The organism is Megalodesulfovibrio paquesii (genome assembly GCF_054653055.1).
Window position 1 is genome coordinate 1,148,996 of the sequence record NZ_BAAIGQ010000005.1, and the last position, 17,681, is coordinate 1,166,676.

Below are 17,681 nucleotides of genomic sequence, written 5' to 3' on the forward strand. Positions count from 1 at the left end.
CAGATCCTTGCAGATGGGTCAGGCGGCAAGCAGGGTCAGCATATCCCGATGCACCCGGCCGTTGGTGGCCAGGATGGACGGGGCATCCAGGGTATATCCCGTCTGTGCAAGAAAGGGCGACACCATCCCGCCGGCTTCTTCCACCAGAAGCCAGCCTGCGGCCACGTCCCAGGGCTTGAGCCCCAGCTCGTAAAAGGCCTCGTAATGCCCGGCCGCCACGTAGGCCAGATCCAGGGAGGCGGCGCCATAGCGGCGCAGGCCGCGCGTGGCGGCCAGCATGCGCTGGATCCAGGCGGCAATGCGCGCTGCCTGCTCGGGGTTCTCGGCCGAGGAATATGGAAAGCCGGTGCAGACCAGCGAGTCCTGCAGACTGCCCGCGGAAGAAACCTGCATGCGCCGGCCATTGCGAAAGGCCCCGCCCCCACGCCCGGCATGGAACAGCTCGTCCAGCACAGGATTGTAGACCGCCGCCAGGGCGACTTCCCTTCCGGTCCACAGGCCCACGGAAATGGCTACAAAGGGCAGGCGGTGGGCAAAATTGGTGGTGCCGTCCAGCGGGTCGATGACCCAGCAGGGGCCGGCCAGCGCCTCCAGCATCTGGGAGCGATCCAGCCCCGTGGCGCTTTCTTCGGCCAGGAACGCCGCCTCCGGATATAGCGTCTTGAGGGAGGCTTTGAGGGAGGCCTCCACGGCCAGATCCGTTTCGGTAACCAGATCCACCTTGCCCTTGTGCCGGATGTGGCTGGGGGCATGCCAGGCGTTCCGGATGAGCGCACCGGCATCGCGGACGCAATCAAGCAGGCCTGGCAGAAGGCGGGAGCAGTGTTCGGCAGTCATGGTTGCGGCGTCAGTTGATGTAGACGCTCTTGTAGCGGGCCATGTCTTCCAGGGAGCGGCCCGTGCCGCGGACCACGGTGGTCAGGGGATCATCATCCACATTGACGCGGATATTGGTGTTACGCTGAATGAGCTGATCAAGCCCCTTGAGCAGCGCCCCGCCCCCGGCCAGGAGAATGCCGTTGCGGGCCACGTCCACCACCAGTTCGGGCGGCGTCTTTTCCAGGGCCTTGCGCACGGCGCGTACGATGGTCTTGACCGGCTCCTGCAGGGCCTGGCGGATTTCCTCGTCCGTGGCCACCACGGACTTGGGCCCGCCGCCGATGATGTCCTTGCCCGGCACGTTCATCTTGAGCGGTTCTGGCAGCGGATACGCCGAGCCGATGCCGATTTTCACGGCTTCGGCCATGTTTTCGCTGATGAAGAGATGGTGCTTTTCCTGAAAGAAGCGCTGCACTGTGGCGTTCATCCAGTCGCCGGCGGCACGCACGCTTTCGGCGTAGGCGATGGCGCCCATGGAGATGACGGCCACTTCCGAGGTGCCGCCGCCGATGTCCACCACCATGGTGCCCGTGGGTTCGTAGATGGGGCAGCCGGCGCCGATGGCCGCAGCCATGGGCTCTTCGATCATCAGCACTTCCCGCGCGCCGGCCTCCATGCCCGACTCGATGACCGCCCGTTTCTCCACGGCCGTGATGCCCGTGGGCACGCAGATGACCATCCGCGGCTTCACGATGCGCATGCCGGTGATGACCTTGCGGATGAAGTAGGCGATCATGGCTTTGGTCACGTCGAAATCAGCGATGACGCCGTCTTTCATGGGGCGGACAGTGACGATGTTTGCCGGGGTGCGGCCCACAAGCTCCTTGGCCTCGGCGCCCACGGCAATGATGCGGTTGTTGGGCGTCTCATAGGCCACCACGGACGGTTCGTTGAGCACCACCCCCTGCTTGGGGGTGTAGAGCAACGTGTTGGCCGTGCCAAGGTCCATGGCCAGGTCCTTGCCCAGAAATCCCAGCAATCTATTCAGAAACATACACGCTCCAGGGCGAGTTCAAATACGGTGCGGGCGGCCTGCTGAGGCGATTGCGCTTCAGGAGAACAGATTCGCCTGGGCAATGGCCCGGGGGGCCTCCTGCAGGCGGTGTCTGAGATACAGGTTTTCCAAGAAAAGCGCCAGCTGATCCGCCACCATCTGCAGAAAGGACTTCATGGAAGCATCAATGGCCAGTGGCTCCGGATGGGCCAGGCCCAGCACCCCCCTGGTAATGCGGTGCACCACCAGAGGCAAACAGACGGCGCTCTTGACTGGCGGCGTCTTGATTTTTTTGCCAAACAGCGGCGAGAGTTCCACCGTGGTTTCATGCTCGCCGGTAAAAAAGCTCACATTGTTCTTGAACACCCAGCCCACCAGCCCCATCCCGAAATCAAAGGGCTCCAGTTCCTTGCCAGGGGGCAGCAAGGGCCGGCAGGAACCTTCCAACGTATAGTGCGCGCCATTGGCATCACGCACGGCAAAAAACACGTGCTCAAACCCCGTGGTGGCCGAAAGCAGTTCCAGCGTCTGCCGCAAAAAATCCGGCCAGCGGCTCAGCTGGCGCCGCAGGGCCTGAATCTGCTGCAGGCACTGATAATATCTGGTGTCGCAGACCGTGGCGTCGCTTTCCTCAAAACGGTGCAGCAAGGACTGCACATATTCCACAAAAAGATGCAGGATTTTCTGATCCTTTTCGCTGAAGCAATGCGAGCGCTTGGAATCCACGCACACCACCCCTTCGCCCTGGCGCAGGGGGCAGCCCATGAAGGCGCGAATGAGCTGGCGCTCGTCATCATCATAGTATTCGATTTTGCCTTTCTTCTTGACCAGATCATTCACCAGCAGCGGCTGGTTGTGGCGCAGCACCCAGCCGGCCAGCCCGCGGCCGGGCGCGATGACTGTGTCCACGTTGATCCGGTCGCCCAGGCTGAAGCGGGAGGCCATCCGATACTCGCCAGACTTGTGGTCCTGCAAAAAAAGCACAGCGGAATATGCGTCGAACACGCTGGAAATGATGCTCATGAGCCGGTCAAAATGCGGGCTCTTGGCATGCGGCGAGGCGGAGGCGGCGAGGCGGGGTGCGTCCATAGGCGTAACGAAGACTCCTCCATCAACAACACTGCACCGAGGCAGCTGGCGATGCTTTGGCTCCTGCCCTGCTCGCCGGCAGCACCAGAAAGGCCCGCAAGCACCGACGCCGGAACAGCCAATTTCCATTGACCCTATGAGAAAACAAAGGGTGCTGTCAATATGGAGAATCCACAAAAAATCAAAGCATCCTGATATGATGCATGCCCAACACAACTATTCTTCAAGAATCCTTGAATTTTTCTCAACTTATTCTAATTCATCCGGTCCATTCCGGTGCTTCAAACACAGCTTTTCCCCGCGTCATCCTGCGGTGGCGCTTGCGCTTTATTGCCTGCTTGTGGCAGAGCATGCCTTGCTTTATGGTGTCGGCTCGCTCAACCACACGGCAGCACCACTTGCTGTGTCCGGCGGCTGAGTGGCCATAGGTAAAGGTGTGCAGTTCCATGCTGGCTTCTTGGGAAAACGCGTTCAGCGAGGCGCCGGATTTTTCCTGGCGCTACACCCTGGATGGACGGACCCCCGTTCAGATCCAGACCATTGCCCATTTGAAGCTCTTCCTTGATTTTGTCCACGCCAAACACTGCCTGCTCCGGCCCTTCTTCGAGTTTGAGGACTACCCGCTGGTGGAAGCCCGCGAGCTGCTGCCCTCCTTTGATGCCGATCCCTTCGAGTACGACCACCTGCCCGGGTTTTCCCTGGTGGCCCTGCAGCGGCCGCTGGATTACTTTCAGGAAATATTCCAGTTTGATATCCTGCATTCCATCCTGGAACACTCCACCACGGCCCAGGGCAGCGCCTGCCCCCTGGAGTCCACGGTGATGCAGCGCAATGTCCAGACGCTGCTGAACCGGCTGCCAAAGCGCATGCAGGAGCCTTTCAAACAGGCCTGGCTGCACACCGATGTCACGGATCTGGAGACCTATCCGAACATCCTGGAGTATCTTCTCAATCTCGACCGCGCCCAGGTCCTGGCCACGGATGACGACGGCAACTTTTCCCTGCACGGGGTGTTTGCGTCCTTTCCTTCGGATCTGGATTCGGAAATCAAGCGCTTTGGCCTGCGCATTGGCAAGTTTCACGCCGGGGACAACGTCCGCTACGAGCTCTACCGGCCCTTTGTGTACCAGTTTCTCATGGAGCTGTACGGCTTTCCCATTGTTTCGGAGCGCCGGACCTCTTCGGCCCTGTTTGCCCGCCGGCTGCACAAGCTGGGGGAAACGTTCATGGTGCGCGTGCTCGGCCAGTCGGACCGGACCATCACCACCCTGTATTCCCACCCCACAGCCAGGTTCTATCCCCGGGTGGAAAAGCTGGCCCTGGTGCGCGTGGAAAAGGAACAGGAAGAGGCCATCGACCTGCTCTCCCGCGGCGGCTACTTTGTGGACGAGGCCCGGCGCGTGGTCCTGCTGCGGGTGCGCTACCGCCAGCACAAGTTCAACCCCGACAACGTCCGCCAGGATCGCGCCCTCTCCGTGGAGCTGCAGGAGGTCATCCACCCCCTGACCGGCCAGTCCTTCAACCAATGCAATATCATCAAGGACACCACCACCATGTTCCTGCGCCTGAACGACATTGTGCGCGGGGAATATGAGGGCCGGATCATCTACAAGCGCCATGAGGTGGTGGAGAACACCGATACCGACGAAAAGCGCCTGAAATTCCTCTATGCCTGGCTTTCCAAGCACCAGCGGCGCATCATCGCCTATTCCGACGAGTTTTTTGGCAAGGTGGTTCAGGTATTGGACAATTACCTGCTCAACCCGGACAACTACGACGTCTTCCAGTCCATGTTCCAGCTCTACCACGAGGTCTGGTCGCGCTACAGCTACATCCAGCAGGCCAGGAAAGTCCGCAATCTCGAAGATCTGGTGGAAGGGCAGGACAAGAAGGGCAAGGCCTTGCCCTACCTGGAGCGCTTCCGCGAGGCCGTGAGCCTGCTGCATGACCTCAAGTTTGAGATCGTCAACTATTTCGATGAGCTGGTCCTCACGGCCATCCGCCTGGGGGAACGGCTGATTGCGGACCGCTACGTCGTCAAGCAATACATCAAACCCAAGGACGAGGACCTTTCCGACTACGGCCGCGACGTCAAGCGCCAGTACGGCCGCCTCGTTTCGCTCATCGACGAATTCAAGGCCATCCGCAATTCTCGCAAGGAAATTCAGCCAGCCCTGGAAGAAGTGGGCTGATGAGGACGCCGCCAATGACCACCGACGCTTCCGCCACCCCGCTCCGGCACACGCCCCTCACCGCCCGCCATCAGGCCCTGGGCGCCAAAATGGCCGACTTTGCCGGCTTCCTCATGCCCATCCAGTATGCCGGCATCATCGCCGAGCACACCCAGACCCGCACCCAGGCCGCCCTCTTCGACATCTGCCACATGGGCGAGTTCCTCATCGCCGGCGAGGCCGCCAAGGCCGAACTTTCCCGCGTGCTGACCCACAACCTGGACACCCTGGCCCCGGGCCGCTGCCGCTACGGGTTCCTCCTCAACGAAAACGGCTGCGCCATTGATGACTGCATCCTCTACTGCCTCAAGGAAGACAGCTACATGCTGGTGGTCAACGGCGCGCGCGTGGAGGTGGACAAGGCCTGGATCGCCGCCCGGCTGGACAAGGCCTACTTTGAGGATGTGAGCGACGAAACCGGCAAGCTCGATCTCCAGGGACCGGCGTCGCTGGAAGTCATGGAAGCCCTGCTGGGCCAGTCCCTGCGGCAGATCCCCTACTTCGGCGTTGCCCAGCTGGAATGGCAGGGCCAGCCCCTGCTGGTCAGCCGCACGGGCTATACCGGCGAGCTGGGCTACGAGCTGTACTGCCACGCCGACATGGCCGGCCCCCTCTGGGACGCGCTCCTGGCCTTCGAGACCGTGAAGCCCGCCGGCCTGGGCGCACGGGATACCCTGCGCCTGGAAATGGGCCTGCCCCTCTACGGCCACGACCTCGACGAAGCCCACACCCCGGCCGAAGCCGGCTACGCCGCCCTGCTGAACTCCCCGGCAGACTACATCGGCAAGGGCAAGGACCGCGAGATCCGCGAAAAGCTCGTGGGCCTGAAGCTGGAAGGCCGCCGCAGCGCCCGCCATGGCGATGTGGTTTTGCTGGATGGTCTGGAGGTCGGGGTGGTCACCTCTGGTTCCTTCTGCCCGACCATCAACTGCGCCGCGGCCCTGGCCTTCATCAAGGCCGAACACGCCGCCGCGCCGGCCTATACCATCCGCGCCGCCCGTGCGGAACTGCCCGCCACGCCCGCGGACCTGCCTTTCCACAAGGATGGCACGGCCCGCAAAAAGCTGACCTAGCCCCCGGACGCCGGCATGCATCGCTTTCATCTCCCCCCTGAATCCTGGCCCGGCGAGCAGTCCGCCGGGCCGTTGCATCTGGATGGCCAGGAGGCCCACCACGCTGCCCGGGTTCTGCGATTGGAACCTGGTGAAGAGATCGAGCTCTTTGACGGGCAAGGCCGCCGCGCCGTCTGTCGCATTGATGCGGTCAAAAAACACCACCTGACCCTGGACCTGCTTCAGCTGACCCAGGATCCGCCGCCGGCCTCGCCCACCATCCTGGCCCTGGGCTTTTCCAAGGCCATCCGCCGCAGCTGGCTTCTGGAGAAAGCCGTGGAGCTCGGCGCCGCAGAGTTATGGTTCTGGCAGGCCGAACGCAGCCAGGGTCGCATCCCCGAGGATGTGAAGGATAGCTGGCAAGGGGCGCTCATCGCCGCGGGCAAGCAATGCGGGGCTGCCTGGCTGCCGGATGTCCGCACCTTCCCTGGCGGTCTGGAAGCCGTGCTGCACGAGGCCGCGGCCATGCAGGTGATTGCCCTGTGGGAAGAACAGGGCTCCCCTGCGCCAGTGCTGGCCGAAGCCGTGCTGCGCGCGCCGGGACCGGCCTGTTTCCTGCTTGGCCCGGAAGGCGGCTTCAGTTCGCGGGAGGTGGAGGTGTTCCGCAGCGCCCGCACCCTGACCGCCAGCCTGGGGCCCTCGGTCCTGCGCTGGGAAACCGCCGCCCTCACCGCCCTGGCCCTGCGCTTCTGGGCCCAGGCTGGAGCGGACGGCTGAAATGGATGCCTGCGGATTAGGGGGGAATGCTGCCTGACCTCAGCGCTCCCCGCCTCCAACATCCATATGGCCAACCCTGATTTGACGTACGATGGCTGAAAACTACCTGCCGCTCATCGACCGCCGGCCCCTGGCCGAGCGGCTGCGGCCGGCCACCCTGGAGGAGGTGGCCGGTCAAAAGCATTTGCGGACCAGACTCAGGACCTATCTGCAGGCCCCGCGGCTGCCGAGCCTGCTGCTCTTCGGCCCGCCGGGCTGCGGCAAGTCCAGTCTGGCCCTGCTGCTGGCGGCGGCGTCCAACGCCTCACAGGGCCGCAGTTATGTGCGGGTCAGCGCGCCGGAGGCCGGGTTGGCCGAGCTGCGCAAGAAGCTCCAGGGCGTGCATGTGCTGGTGCTGGATGAACTGCATCGGTTTTCCAAGGCCCAGCAGGACTTCTTTCTGCCGCTCCTGGAAACGGGCGAGGTGACGCTCATCGCCACTACCACGGAGAACCCGTCCTTCAGCGTCACCCGGCAGCTGCTCTCCCGGCTGCACGTGCTCAAGCTGCAGCCGCTGGACCGTGAGGCCCTGCTGCAGGTGGCCCGGCGGGCCTGCGGGGTGCTGGAGATCACCCTGGAGGAAGACACCCTCGCCTTCCTGGCCACAGCCAGCCATGGCGACGCCCGCAGCCTGCTCAACCTGCTGGAGCACGCCGCCTCCCTGCCCCCGGAGCATCGCACCCTGGAGGCCCTCAAGGAGCGCCTGCCCGAGCTCATGCTCCGGCATGACAAGGCCGGAGACAGCCATTACGAGCTGGCCTCGGCGCTCATCAAGTCCATCCGCGGCAGCGATCCGGACGCTGCCGTCTATTACCTGGCCTGCCTGCTCACGGGCGGGGAGGATCCGCGCTTCGTCTGCCGGCGGTTGATCCTTTCCGCGTCAGAGGATGTGGGGTTGGCCGATCCGCAGGCCCTGCCCCTGGCCGTGGCCTGCCTGCAGGCTGTGGAGTCCATCGGCATGCCCGAAGGCTTTATCCCCATGGCCGAGACGGCCGTCTATCTGGCCCTGGCCCCCAAGAGCAATTCCACCTACCTGGCCTACCACGCCGCCGCGGCACACCTGAAAAAGCACGGCCTCGCCCCCGTGCCCCTGCACCTGCGCAACGCGGCCACGGCCCTGCAGAAGGAATGGGGCTTCGGCAAGGAGTACAAATACCCGCACAATTTCCCGGGGGCCTGGGTGGAGCAACAATACCTGCCCGACGCCGTGGCCGGCACGCGCTTTTACCACGCCAAGGATCAGGGCCTGGAGCCCGTGCTCAACGGCTGGGAGCCCGTCGCGCCCGAACAGATTGCACAGCGGGAGCAGGCGGAAGGGGTGGATCCGTCTGGACAACGGGAGCCTGCAGATTCGCCAGGATCGACCGATGCGGCGGACTCGGCGAGTCCGCCCGATCAATCGGCGCAACCGGTGCAATCCGCCCAATCAGAGAAGCCCGGCACCCCTCCCGAATAGCCCTCTTCTTACACCCCCAAACAAAAGTCTTTGGAAAGGGGGTTCGGGGGAAACCCTTTCTCCAGAAAGGGTTTCCCCCGATGTTCTTTTCTGTCTCTCTTACGCCCAGGCCTTGTGCCGCACCTCGAAGAGGCCCAGGCGGGAGGCCATGTCCTGCTGCGAGCCGAACAGGTAGGCCACATCCCCGCCCTGCAGCCGGAACTCTCCATCCGGGTTGGCAAAGAGTTCGCCACCGCGCTGCACAGCCACCACAGTCAGGCCATGGCGGCGGCGCAGGCCGCTTTCCTCAAGGGTCTGCCCGTCGAGCACAGAGCCGGCTTCCACGGTCAGCCCGCTGACCTCGAAGCCGGAGAAGGCGTTGTCCAGGGTGGCGATGGGGTTGTGCACGGGCTGGCCGCGGCGCAGGAGTTCATACCCCTCCTGGCGAACCTCGCGGGCGTAACGTTCGATGGTTACATGGGCCACGAGATAGGCCCGCAGCACGCGGGCGAAGACCTCAATGGACGTCTCGAACTCCTCGGCCACCACGTCATCCGCGCCCATGTGCCGCAGGGGTTCCACCTCGGCCACGTAGCGCGTGCGCACCACCAGCCGGATATTCGGATTCAGGCTCTTGGCCACCTGCGTCACCCGGCGGGCGGAGATGGGATCCGCCACCACCACAGCCACCACCTTGGCCTGCTCCACGCCCAGGTGCTTGAGTACCTCCGGCAGGCCGGCGTCGCCATGGCTGATGGGTTCGCCCTTGGCCTTTTCCATGCGCACGGTATCCGGGTTCATCTCCACGGCGCAGTACGGGATGTTCGACGATTTGGCCGCCTGGGCCAACTGTCGTCCGCCAAGGCCAAAGCCGACGATGATCACGTGATCCTTGAGGGTGGAATGCGGTTCCTCCTGGATCATGGCCCGCTCCCGCCAGGCACCCAGACCAGGCAGCTCGCTGACCCAGCGCGAGAGCCTGTGGGAGCCGGCAATGCAGAAGGGCGCGGCCAGCATGGTCAGGATGCTCACAGCCAGGAAGAGCTGATAGTGGTCGTCCGTCAGCAGGTCTGCATCCGAGCCCACCTTGGCCAGCACAAAGGAGAATTCCCCCACCTGCGAGAGCCCCAGCCCCACGAGCACGGCGATGCGCAGGGGATACCCCAGCGCCACCGTGGCCCCGCCGGCCACCACGGCCTTGCACAGGAGCACTGCCGCCGCCGCCAACAGCACCAGCACCAGATTGTCCATCATGAACTGGACATCCAGGAGCATGCCGATGGACACGAAAAAGAGGCTGGTGAAGACATCCCGGAACGGATGCACGCCTTCCAGGGCTGAGAGGGCGTAGTCCGTCTGCGCGATGATCAGCCCGGCCAGGAAGGCCCCCAGGGAGATGGACAGCCCCACCCAGGCCGTGAACATGGCGATGGCCAGACACAAGACCAGTACGCTGAGCAGAAAGAGTTCGCGGCTGCGGGTTCTGAGCACGGCCAGCAGCAGCCGCGGCACCACGAACTTGGCCAGGAACCAGACCACGGCCATCACGCCCACGGCCTTGACCGCCAAGAGCATCATGGACCGGCCGAGATCCGGCGAATCGGAGCCCAGAAAGGGCGTCAGCAGCATCATGGGCGCGACGATGATATCCTGGAAAATCAACACGGCCAGCATGATCCGCCCGTGCGGTGCGGCCAGCTCGCTACGCTCCTGCAAAAGCTTGATGACGATGGCCGTGGAGGAAAGGGCCACGAGAAAGCCGGCCAGAATGGCCGGGCCGGTACCGAAGCCCTGGGTCAGCACCAGTTCGAAAATAAGGCCGATGGTCAGCAGCACCTGCAGGCCACCGCCGATGAGCACAGGTTTTTTCAGCGCCTTGAGTTCCCCGAGGGACAGCTCCAGGCCGATGGTGAACATGAGCAGGATGACGCCGAGTTCGGAAATCGACTCAACAGCATGCGGATCATCCACCACCCCGAACCCGCCCGGTCCCACCAGCACGCCGGTCACCAGCACGCCGACGATGGCTGGCAGCTTCACGCGGAAGCACAGAAAAATCGCAATGATACAAAAACCGAACACAATGATGAGTTCGGGCAGCAGCGGGATATGCGGCACGGTTCCTCCGGGAATCTTAAAAAACGCTCATCGTCTGGACACAAGCGTGTATATGTGCTCCAATGGGTTTGTGTCAAAAGAACTTCCGCATCTTATCCGAGAAGTCGTCCTGGCTGTCCTGCCCATCTCATTGATGGTCTGCGTGCTGCAAGTCACCCTGTTGCACATGCCCTGGGATATCTTTGTCCGTTTTGCACTGGGCGCGGTGTGCATCGCCGCAGGGCTGTTTTTGTTCCTGCTCGGCGTCAAGGCGGGGCTTTTGCCCATGGGCGAACAGATCGGCGCGGAGCTGCCCAAATCCGGCAGTCTGAAGTATTTGTTGATCATGGCTTTTTTGCTTGGATTCGTGGTTACCGTGGCCGAGCCGGACGTGCGCGTGCTGGCCCTGCAGGTGGATACGGTCTCCGGCGGCATGGTTTCGCGCGGGCTGCTGATAGGTATTGTGGCCCTGAGTGTGGGCCTGTGCGTGGCCGGTGCGGTGCTGCGCATCCTGCTTGGCGTGCCCATGGCCCGGGTGCTGGTGGCTGGCTACGGCCTGCTCCTGCTTCTTGCTTTCTTCACGCCGGACACCTTCCTCCCCATTGCCTTTGATTCCGGCGGGGTCACCACCGGCCCGGTCACAGTGCCGTTCATCATCGCCCTGGGTATGGGGGCGGTCAGCGTGCTGGGGGGCAAAAGCTCCTTCAGCGACGGCTTTGGTCTGGTTGGTCTGGCCTCCATCGGCCCGGTGCTGGGAGTGATGCTTTTGGGGATGTGGTACGGATGATGCGAATCCTGCTCGATTTTCTGGATGTGCGGCATGTGGCCCTGGAACTGCTGGTGGCCTTTGCGCCGCTGGTGGGCTTTTTTTTGTTTATGCAATACACCTCCCTGCGGCTTTCGGGCGAACGGGTCCGGCGCATGCTTGCCGGCGTGGCGTACTCTTATGTCGGGCTGACCCTTTTTCTGCAAGGCGTGACGCAAGGGTTCCTGCCGGCCGGTACGGAAATCGGCCGGATTATCGGCGGAACTGAGTGGCGTTGGGTGCTGGTGCCAGCGGGGTTCTGTTTTGGCCTGGCGGCCACGGCGGCGGAACCGGCCGTGCGGGTGCTGGCCATCGAGATGGAAAAAGCCTCTTCAGGGACGGTGCGGCAGCAGGCCGTGCTCTGGGCGCTTTCTCTCGGAGTGGGGGCCTTTGTGGCGTTGGCCATGCTCAAGTTATTGCTGGGGCTGCCGATTCTCTGGTTTGTGGTTCCCGGGTACGGCCTTGCCCTGCTGCTGACCCGATTTTCGGAACCGGCCTTTGTCGGCACCGCCTTCGATGCCGGCGGCGTGGCCACGGGGCCCATGACCGTGACCTTTGTCATGGCTGTGGCCCTGGGCGCGGCTGAGGCCATGGGCGGACGTGATCCCCTGGCCGATGGCTTCGGGCTCATTGCCCTGGTGGCCCTGGCCCCGATCCTGGCCGTGATGATCCTGGGCATTCTTATTTCGCGCACAAGGAGCGGCAGCGCATGAACCTGCTGGAGAATTTCGACTGCATCGTGACCATCGTGGACAAGGGCCGCAGCGACGTCATCGTCAAGGCTTCCAAGAAGGCGGGGGCCCATGGCGGCACCGTCGTCTTTGGCCGTGGCACGGGCATGCGGGAGATGAAATCCATCCTCGGCATATCCATTGAGCCGGAAAAGGAGCTGGTCATCACCCTGGTTCCCGGAGACATCAGCCGTGCCGTGCTCGAAGCCATTGTGGAAGCCGGGCAGCTGGAAAAGCCCGGCGCCGGCATCGCCTTCATCCTGCCCGTCAAGGGTGTGGCCGGGATTTGCCATATGAACTGCTAACCCCGGCCCCATTCGTCCGTTTTTTCCAATTCCGTATTAGCACATCCCCTTGCCCTCGGGCAGATGGTAGCCCAGGATCGCTTCCAGCACGTTGCGGTTCTGGGCGTCCTGGCGTGAGCAGCTGGTGAGGAGCTCGTCAAAGTAGGCGATGGTCCGGCGCAGGCCCTCGTCCAGCTGCACCGTGGGCTCCCAGCCCAGTTGTTCGCGAGCCAGGGCGATATCCGGCTGGCGGCGGCGCGGGTCGTCCGATGGCAGGGGCTTGTGGATGATGCTGGACTTGGATCCCGTCAACTCCACCACTTTTTCCGCGATTTCCTTGATGGTGTACTCGCCGGGGTTGCCCAGGTTCACCGGGCCGGTGAAGTCGTCGGGCGAGTGCATCAGGCGGACAAAGCCGTTGATCATGTCGTCCACATAGCAGAAGGATCGGGTCTGGCTGCCATCGCCGTAGACGGTGATATCCCGGCCAAGCAAGGCCTGGATGATGAAGTTGGAGACCACGCGGCCGTCATTGGGATGCATGCGTGGGCCGTAGGTGTTGAAAATTCTGGCCACCTTGATCTGCAGCTTGTGCTGCCGCCAGTAGTCGAAAAAGAGCGTTTCGGCGCAGCGCTTGCCTTCATCGTAACAGGAGCGCACGCCGATGGGGTTCACGTCCCCGCGGTAGGATTCCGGCTGGGGGTGGATGGCCGGGTCGCCATAGACTTCGGAGGTGGAGGCCTGGAGGATCTTGGCCTTCAGGCGCTTGGCCAGGCCGAGCATGTTGATGGAGCCGTGCACGCAGACCTTGGTGGTCTGCACGGGATCGAACTGATAATGGATGGGCGAGGCCGGGCAGGCCAGGTTGTAGATCTCGTCCGCCTCGACATACAACGGGAAGGTGATGTCGTGGCGGATGATTTCAAAATCCGGATGGTCCAGCAAGTGCTCGATGCTGCGCTTGGAGCCGGTGTAGAAGTTGTCCACGCAGAGCACTTCGCAGCCGGCGTTCAAGAGCACATCGCAAAGGTGCGAGCCGAGAAAGCCGGCGCCGCCAGTGACCAACACCCGTTTTTTCAAATGCATGCCTTGCTCCTTGGGCAGTATCATATCGTGCCTGCGTGGTGTATACCAAAGGCAGGGGGATGTCATCCAGCCCTGATGCATGCCCTGGTCCGCAAAAACGCCGCGCCCGATGCGTGGAGGGGCGATGGACAGGACGTTACGCTCTGTTCATTTGCCGGTTCTGCCTCTTGCGTCTGCTGAGAAGTGTTGTATAGTCCAGCCACAACTGAATATCTCACCGCAGGGCCACCCTGCCCCCCTTTATTCTGCAAGGAGCCTGCCCATGCGCATCCTCGTCGTGGAAGACGACATGGAAGCCGCGGCCTATATGGCCAAGGGACTCAAGGAAAGCGGCTATACCGTGGACCATGCCGCCGAAGGCAAGGACGGCCTGTTCAAGGCCGCCAGTGAAACGTACGATGCCATCGTCATGGACCGCATGCTCCCCGGCGTGGACGGCCTGACCATCCTGCGCACCCTGCGCTCGGCCGGCAACCGCACGCCGGTGCTCATCCTCTCCGCCCTGGGCGAGGTGGACGATCGGGTGACCGGCCTGAAGGCTGGCGGGGACGACTACCTGACCAAGCCTTACGCCTTTTCCGAACTCCTGGCCCGTCTGGAGGCCCTCTTGCGGCGCGGGCAGGAAGGCGCGGCCATCACCAGACTGAAGGTGGCTGATCTGGAAATGGATCTCATCGCCCGCAAGGTCACCCGGGCCGGGCGGGTTGTGGAGCTGCAGCCCAAGGAATTTTCCCTGCTGGAATACCTCATGCGCCACGCCGGGCATGTGGTCACCCGGACCATGCTCCTGGAAAATGTCTGGGATTATGCCTTTGATCCGCAAACCAACGTCATAGACGTACACGTTTCCCGGCTCAGGCAGAAGATCGACAAAGGCTTTGACAAGCCCCTGCTGCACACCGTGCGCGGCGTGGGCTACACCGTGCGCGAGCCCGGCGAATAGATCTCGCCACGGCCTCCGGCTTTACGAGACACCCGCACCAGAGTATTGTGGCGTTCTGCGGCCCCTGCGCGGAACGCCTTTTTTCATCACCCCGAGCCACACCACCACACATCGTGATTCCCGCCCCCCTGCTGCGCTCCTCCACCTTCCGGCTCGCCATGCTCTTTTTGTGCGTGTTCGGAGCCTCGGCCATGCTGCTGCTGTATTTCATCTATTGGACCACGGCCGGCTTCATGGAACGCCAGACCGTGGCCACCATCAGCGCGGAAATCCAGGGCCTGCGGGACAGGTATGAACTCCTGGGCCTGGCCGGGCTCATCCAGGTGATCAACGAACGCATGTCGGACAAGGAGAACCGGGACTCCCTCTACCTCCTGGCCAAGCCGGATCTCTCCCCCCTGGCCGGCAACCTGGACAAATGGCCCGAGGTGGAGCTTACGGAATCCGGCTGGCTGACCTTTGCCATGGAGGGCCCGCGGCGCCGGCAGGAAATGGCCATGGCCCGGCATTTTCTCCTGAACGGGAACTTTCACCTGCTGGTGGGCCGCAATATTTCGGAAAAAGTCGGCATTCAGCACCGGATTATCAAGTCGCTTTTCTGGGGCCTGGGGCTGGCTGCGGTCCTGGGCCTGGCCGGCGGTGTGTTCATGAGCCGCAAGATGCTCCGACGGCTGGATGTCATCAATAAAACCAGTCTGGAGATCATGGCCGGCAATTTTTCCCGGCGCATCCCGGTCAAGGGCACGGGGGATGAGTTCGACCAGCTCATCGCCAACCTGAACGAGATGCTCGACCAGAACGAGCGCCTCATGGGCGGGGTGCGTCAGGTGAGCGACAACATCGCCCACGACCTGCGCAGCCCCCTGACTCGCATGCGCAACCGGCTGGAACTGGCCCTGATGGAATCCAGCAATCTTACCGTGTGTGAGGAGGCTCTGGCCCGGACCGTGGAGGAGACGGACGAGATCATCCAGACCTTCAACGCCCTCCTGCAGATTGCCCAGGCCGAAACCGGCGCCAAGCGCGGGGACATGGCCCGCCTGGATCTGGCCGCCCTGGCCCGGGACATCGGCGAGCTCTACGAACCCTCGGCCGAGGAGAACGGCCTGACCATGGACATGGAGCTGGAGGCCGGCGTCTGGGTCATGGGCAATCGGCACCTGCTTTCCCAGGCCATGGCCAACCTGCTGGACAATGCCATCAAATACACCGCCCCCGGCGGGCGCGTGCTGCTGCGCATCCGCAACACCAGCCAGGGACCGGAGTGCACCGTGGCCGACACCGGCTCGGGCATTCCCCCCGAGGCCCGGGACAAGGTGCTGGAGCGCTTCTTCCGCCTGGAATCCTCCCGGTCCGCGCCGGGCAGCGGGCTGGGGCTTTCGCTGGTGGCGGCGGTGGTCCGCATGCATCGGGCCACCCTCTCCCTGGCAGCGCACCAACCCGGTGACCCCGAACGACCCGGCCTGGAAGCCATCATCCACTTCCCCAGGCTGGCGGAATTGAAAAAAGGCAAGGAACCCAAGGAAGCCAAATCCGTTGCCACCAGGGTGGAGGAGGGAGAAACCAGGGGGGATGCTCGGTAAAGGGGAGCCGCTCCCACGCCTGCCGGGAGGAGTAACAGGATGGTAATTTCCCGGCCACACAAGAGAAAGGTTCCTTCTCTACTTCTCTCCCCTGTACTGGAATCGATTCGTCGTTTGCATCGCCCTTTGTGGCACCCTGTTGTTGCGTATCCGATTTTCCTGTTAAGGAGGAACTTCATATGATTCGATTGCTCCAGGCGCGCGCCCTGCGCATGGCCCTTACCCTTTGCTGCGTGTTGTTGCTCGCGGGAGTGGCCCAGGCCCGCAGCTTTCCCGAACTGGCGGATCTGGTGGACACCGCCGGCAAGGCCGTGGTCAACATCAATACCGAAAAACAGGCCAAGCCCATGCCGCAGCAGCGGTTTCGCCGTGGCGAGCCTTTTGACGACTTTTTCCGGGAATTCGAGCGCTTTTTCGGCGGCCCCGGTCGGTCCCGGCCGCAGCGTTCCCTGGGCTCGGGCTTCCTTATCAGTGACGACGGCCTCATTGTGACCAACAACCACGTCATTGCCGAAGCTGACATCATCAAGGTGACCCTGTTCGACGAAAAGACCTACAATGCCAAGGTCATCGGCCGCGACGAGGAAACCGACCTGGCCCTGCTGAAAATTGACGCCAAGAAGAACCTGCCGCACCTTTCTTTTGCCGACTCGGACAAGGCCCGCATCGGCGACTGGGTGGTGGCCATTGGCAACCCCTTCGGCCTGCAGCACAGCGTGACCGCGGGCATCATCAGCGCCAAGGGCCGCAGCCTGGGCTCCGGACCGTATGACAATTACATCCAGACCGACGCCTCCATCAACCCCGGCAACTCCGGCGGCCCGCTGATCAACCTGGAAGGCGATGTCGTGGGCATCAACACGGCCATCCTCGCCTCCGGCCAGGGCCTGGGCTTTGCCGTGCCCAGCAACATGGCCAGGAGCGTCATCGAGCAGCTGCAGTCCGGCAAGGCCGTGCGCCGCGGCTGGCTGGGCGTGACCATTCAGGATGTGGATGAAAACACCGCCAAGGCCCTGGGGCTGGACGACGCGGGCGGGGCGCTGGTGGCCAACGTCATGCCCGGCGAACCGGCAGACAAGGCCGGCCTGAAGGCCGGGGACGTCATCCTCTCCATCAACGGCGAGCAGGTGCTCGACACCGCCGACCTGCTGCGCCGCATTGCCCTGGTGCAGCCCGGAAAATCAGCCACCCTGAACGTCTGGACCGATGGCAAGAGCCGCGAGATCCGCGTTACCGTGGGCGAACGCAGCAAGGACAAGCTGGCCCAGATGGATGAGGATGGCAGCCCGGACGCCACGGGAGATGCCACCAAGAGCGCCCTGGGCCTCTCCCTGCGCCGCTTCAGCCGTGAGGAAGCCCGCCAGCTGGGCCTGCGGGAGCCCAAGGGCTTGCTGGTGGAGGAAGTGGAACCTGACTCTGCTGCCGATCAGGCCGGCATCCAGCCCGGAGACATTCTCGTTGCCGTGAACCAGCGTGCCGTGAACCAGCCCGAGGATCTGAACCAGATCGTGAACAAGGAAGGCAAGGCCCGCGGCGCGGTCATGGCCCAGATCATCCGCAAGGGCCGCCTGTTCTTCCGGCCCATTCCCGTGGAATAGCAGCGCATCACTCCTGCTTCCTTACACCAAAACAGGGCGGCTCCTCTCGCGAGGGGCC

16 protein-coding genes are annotated in these 17,681 nt (G+C 63.2%); 10 read left to right on the top strand and 6 right to left on the bottom strand.

Annotation, left to right across the window (positions count from 1 at the left end; translation table 11 throughout):
• Positions 1–18: 18 nt before the first annotated feature.
• The 4 genes from ACYQ00_RS11755 to ACYQ00_RS11770 all read right to left on the bottom strand — a co-directional run bounded on the left by ACYQ00_RS11755 (position 19) and on the right by ACYQ00_RS11770 (position 3,410).
• Positions 19–837, bottom strand: a complete 819-nt coding sequence (locus ACYQ00_RS11755) for an inositol monophosphatase family protein (RefSeq protein WP_460032297.1) — start codon at positions 835–837, stop codon at positions 19–21.
• Between the two features lie 10 nt (positions 838–847).
• A complete protein-coding gene (gene mreB / locus ACYQ00_RS11760) occupies positions 848–1,873 on the bottom strand; it encodes a rod shape-determining protein (RefSeq protein WP_460032298.1) in 1,026 nt (341 codons plus the stop codon).
• A 57-nt stretch (positions 1,874–1,930) separates the two neighbouring features.
• Positions 1,931–2,962, bottom strand: a complete 1,032-nt coding sequence (locus ACYQ00_RS11765; RefSeq protein WP_460032299.1) for a GAF domain-containing protein — start codon at positions 2,960–2,962, stop codon at positions 1,931–1,933.
• A gap of 259 nt (positions 2,963–3,221) precedes the next feature.
• Positions 3,222–3,410 (bottom strand): hypothetical protein, encoded by a 189-nt coding sequence (locus ACYQ00_RS11770; RefSeq protein ID WP_460032300.1) that lies wholly within the window; start codon positions 3,408–3,410, stop codon positions 3,222–3,224.
• Here ACYQ00_RS11770 and ACYQ00_RS11775 point away from each other — a divergent pair.
• From ACYQ00_RS11775 to ACYQ00_RS11790, 4 genes are all read left to right on the top strand, one after another.
• Positions 3,409–5,154, top strand: coding sequence for a hypothetical protein (locus ACYQ00_RS11775; RefSeq protein WP_460032301.1), 1,746 nt, complete (start codon positions 3,409–3,411; stop codon positions 5,152–5,154). The two genes, ACYQ00_RS11770 and ACYQ00_RS11775, sit on opposite strands and share 2 nt — an antisense overlap.
• A gap of 14 nt (positions 5,155–5,168) precedes the next feature.
• Positions 5,169–6,266, top strand: a complete 1,098-nt coding sequence (gcvT, locus tag ACYQ00_RS11780) for a glycine cleavage system aminomethyltransferase GcvT (RefSeq protein WP_460032302.1) — start codon at positions 5,169–5,171, stop codon at positions 6,264–6,266.
• A gap of 15 nt (positions 6,267–6,281) precedes the next feature.
• A complete protein-coding gene (locus ACYQ00_RS11785; RefSeq protein ID WP_460032303.1) occupies positions 6,282–7,022 on the top strand; it encodes an RsmE family RNA methyltransferase in 741 nt (246 codons plus the stop codon).
• Positions 7,023–7,113: 91 nt separating this feature from the next.
• On the top strand, positions 7,114–8,517 hold the full coding sequence (locus tag ACYQ00_RS11790) for a replication-associated recombination protein A (RefSeq protein ID WP_460032304.1): 1,404 nt from the start codon (positions 7,114–7,116) through the stop codon (positions 8,515–8,517).
• 99 nt (positions 8,518–8,616) lie between these two features.
• Here ACYQ00_RS11790 and ACYQ00_RS11795 read toward each other — a convergent pair whose 3' ends face one another.
• Positions 8,617–10,614, bottom strand: a complete 1,998-nt coding sequence (locus ACYQ00_RS11795) for a monovalent cation:proton antiporter family protein (RefSeq protein WP_460032305.1) — start codon at positions 10,612–10,614, stop codon at positions 8,617–8,619.
• 52 nt (positions 10,615–10,666) lie between these two features.
• On the opposite strand from ACYQ00_RS11795, the gene ACYQ00_RS11800 reads away from it, so the two are divergent.
• Genes ACYQ00_RS11800 through ACYQ00_RS11810 form a run of 3 tightly spaced genes read left to right on the top strand, consistent with a single transcriptional unit; the run spans position 10,667 to position 12,434 of the window.
• Entirely contained in the window at positions 10,667–11,380 is a 714-nt protein-coding gene (locus ACYQ00_RS11800) for a DUF1538 domain-containing protein (RefSeq protein ID WP_460032527.1), read from the top strand.
• Positions 11,377–12,111, top strand: a complete 735-nt coding sequence (locus tag ACYQ00_RS11805; protein ID WP_460032306.1) for a DUF1538 domain-containing protein — start codon at positions 11,377–11,379, stop codon at positions 12,109–12,111. The genes ACYQ00_RS11800 and ACYQ00_RS11805 overlap by 4 nt, the downstream gene beginning before the upstream one ends.
• A complete protein-coding gene (locus ACYQ00_RS11810) occupies positions 12,108–12,434 on the top strand; it encodes a P-II family nitrogen regulator (RefSeq protein WP_460032307.1) in 327 nt (108 codons plus the stop codon). Before ACYQ00_RS11805 ends, ACYQ00_RS11810 begins: the two co-directional genes overlap by 4 nt.
• 36 nt (positions 12,435–12,470) lie before the next feature.
• Here the strand turns inward: ACYQ00_RS11810 and ACYQ00_RS11815 are convergent, their stop codons facing one another.
• Positions 12,471–13,499 carry a UDP-glucuronic acid decarboxylase family protein gene (locus ACYQ00_RS11815; protein WP_460032308.1) on the bottom strand — a complete coding sequence of 343 codons (1,029 nt, stop codon included), beginning with the start codon at positions 13,497–13,499 and terminating at the stop codon, positions 12,471–12,473.
• 262 nt (positions 13,500–13,761) lie between these two features.
• Here ACYQ00_RS11815 and ACYQ00_RS11820 point away from each other — a divergent pair, with 262 nt between their 5' ends.
• The 3 genes from ACYQ00_RS11820 (at position 13,762) to ACYQ00_RS11830 (ending at position 17,623) form a co-directional block, all read left to right on the top strand.
• Complete coding sequence (locus tag ACYQ00_RS11820; protein WP_460032309.1) at positions 13,762–14,442, top strand: winged helix-turn-helix domain-containing protein; 681 nt, start codon at positions 13,762–13,764, stop codon at positions 14,440–14,442.
• A 113-nt stretch (positions 14,443–14,555) separates the two neighbouring features.
• Positions 14,556–16,025 carry a sensor histidine kinase gene (locus ACYQ00_RS11825; RefSeq protein WP_460032310.1) on the top strand — a complete coding sequence of 490 codons (1,470 nt, stop codon included), beginning with the start codon at positions 14,556–14,558 and terminating at the stop codon, positions 16,023–16,025.
• Between the two features lie 179 nt (positions 16,026–16,204).
• Positions 16,205–17,623 carry a DegQ family serine endoprotease gene (locus ACYQ00_RS11830; protein ID WP_460032311.1) on the top strand — a complete coding sequence of 473 codons (1,419 nt, stop codon included), beginning with the start codon at positions 16,205–16,207 and terminating at the stop codon, positions 17,621–17,623.
• The last annotated feature ends 58 nt before the right edge of the window (positions 17,624–17,681 follow it).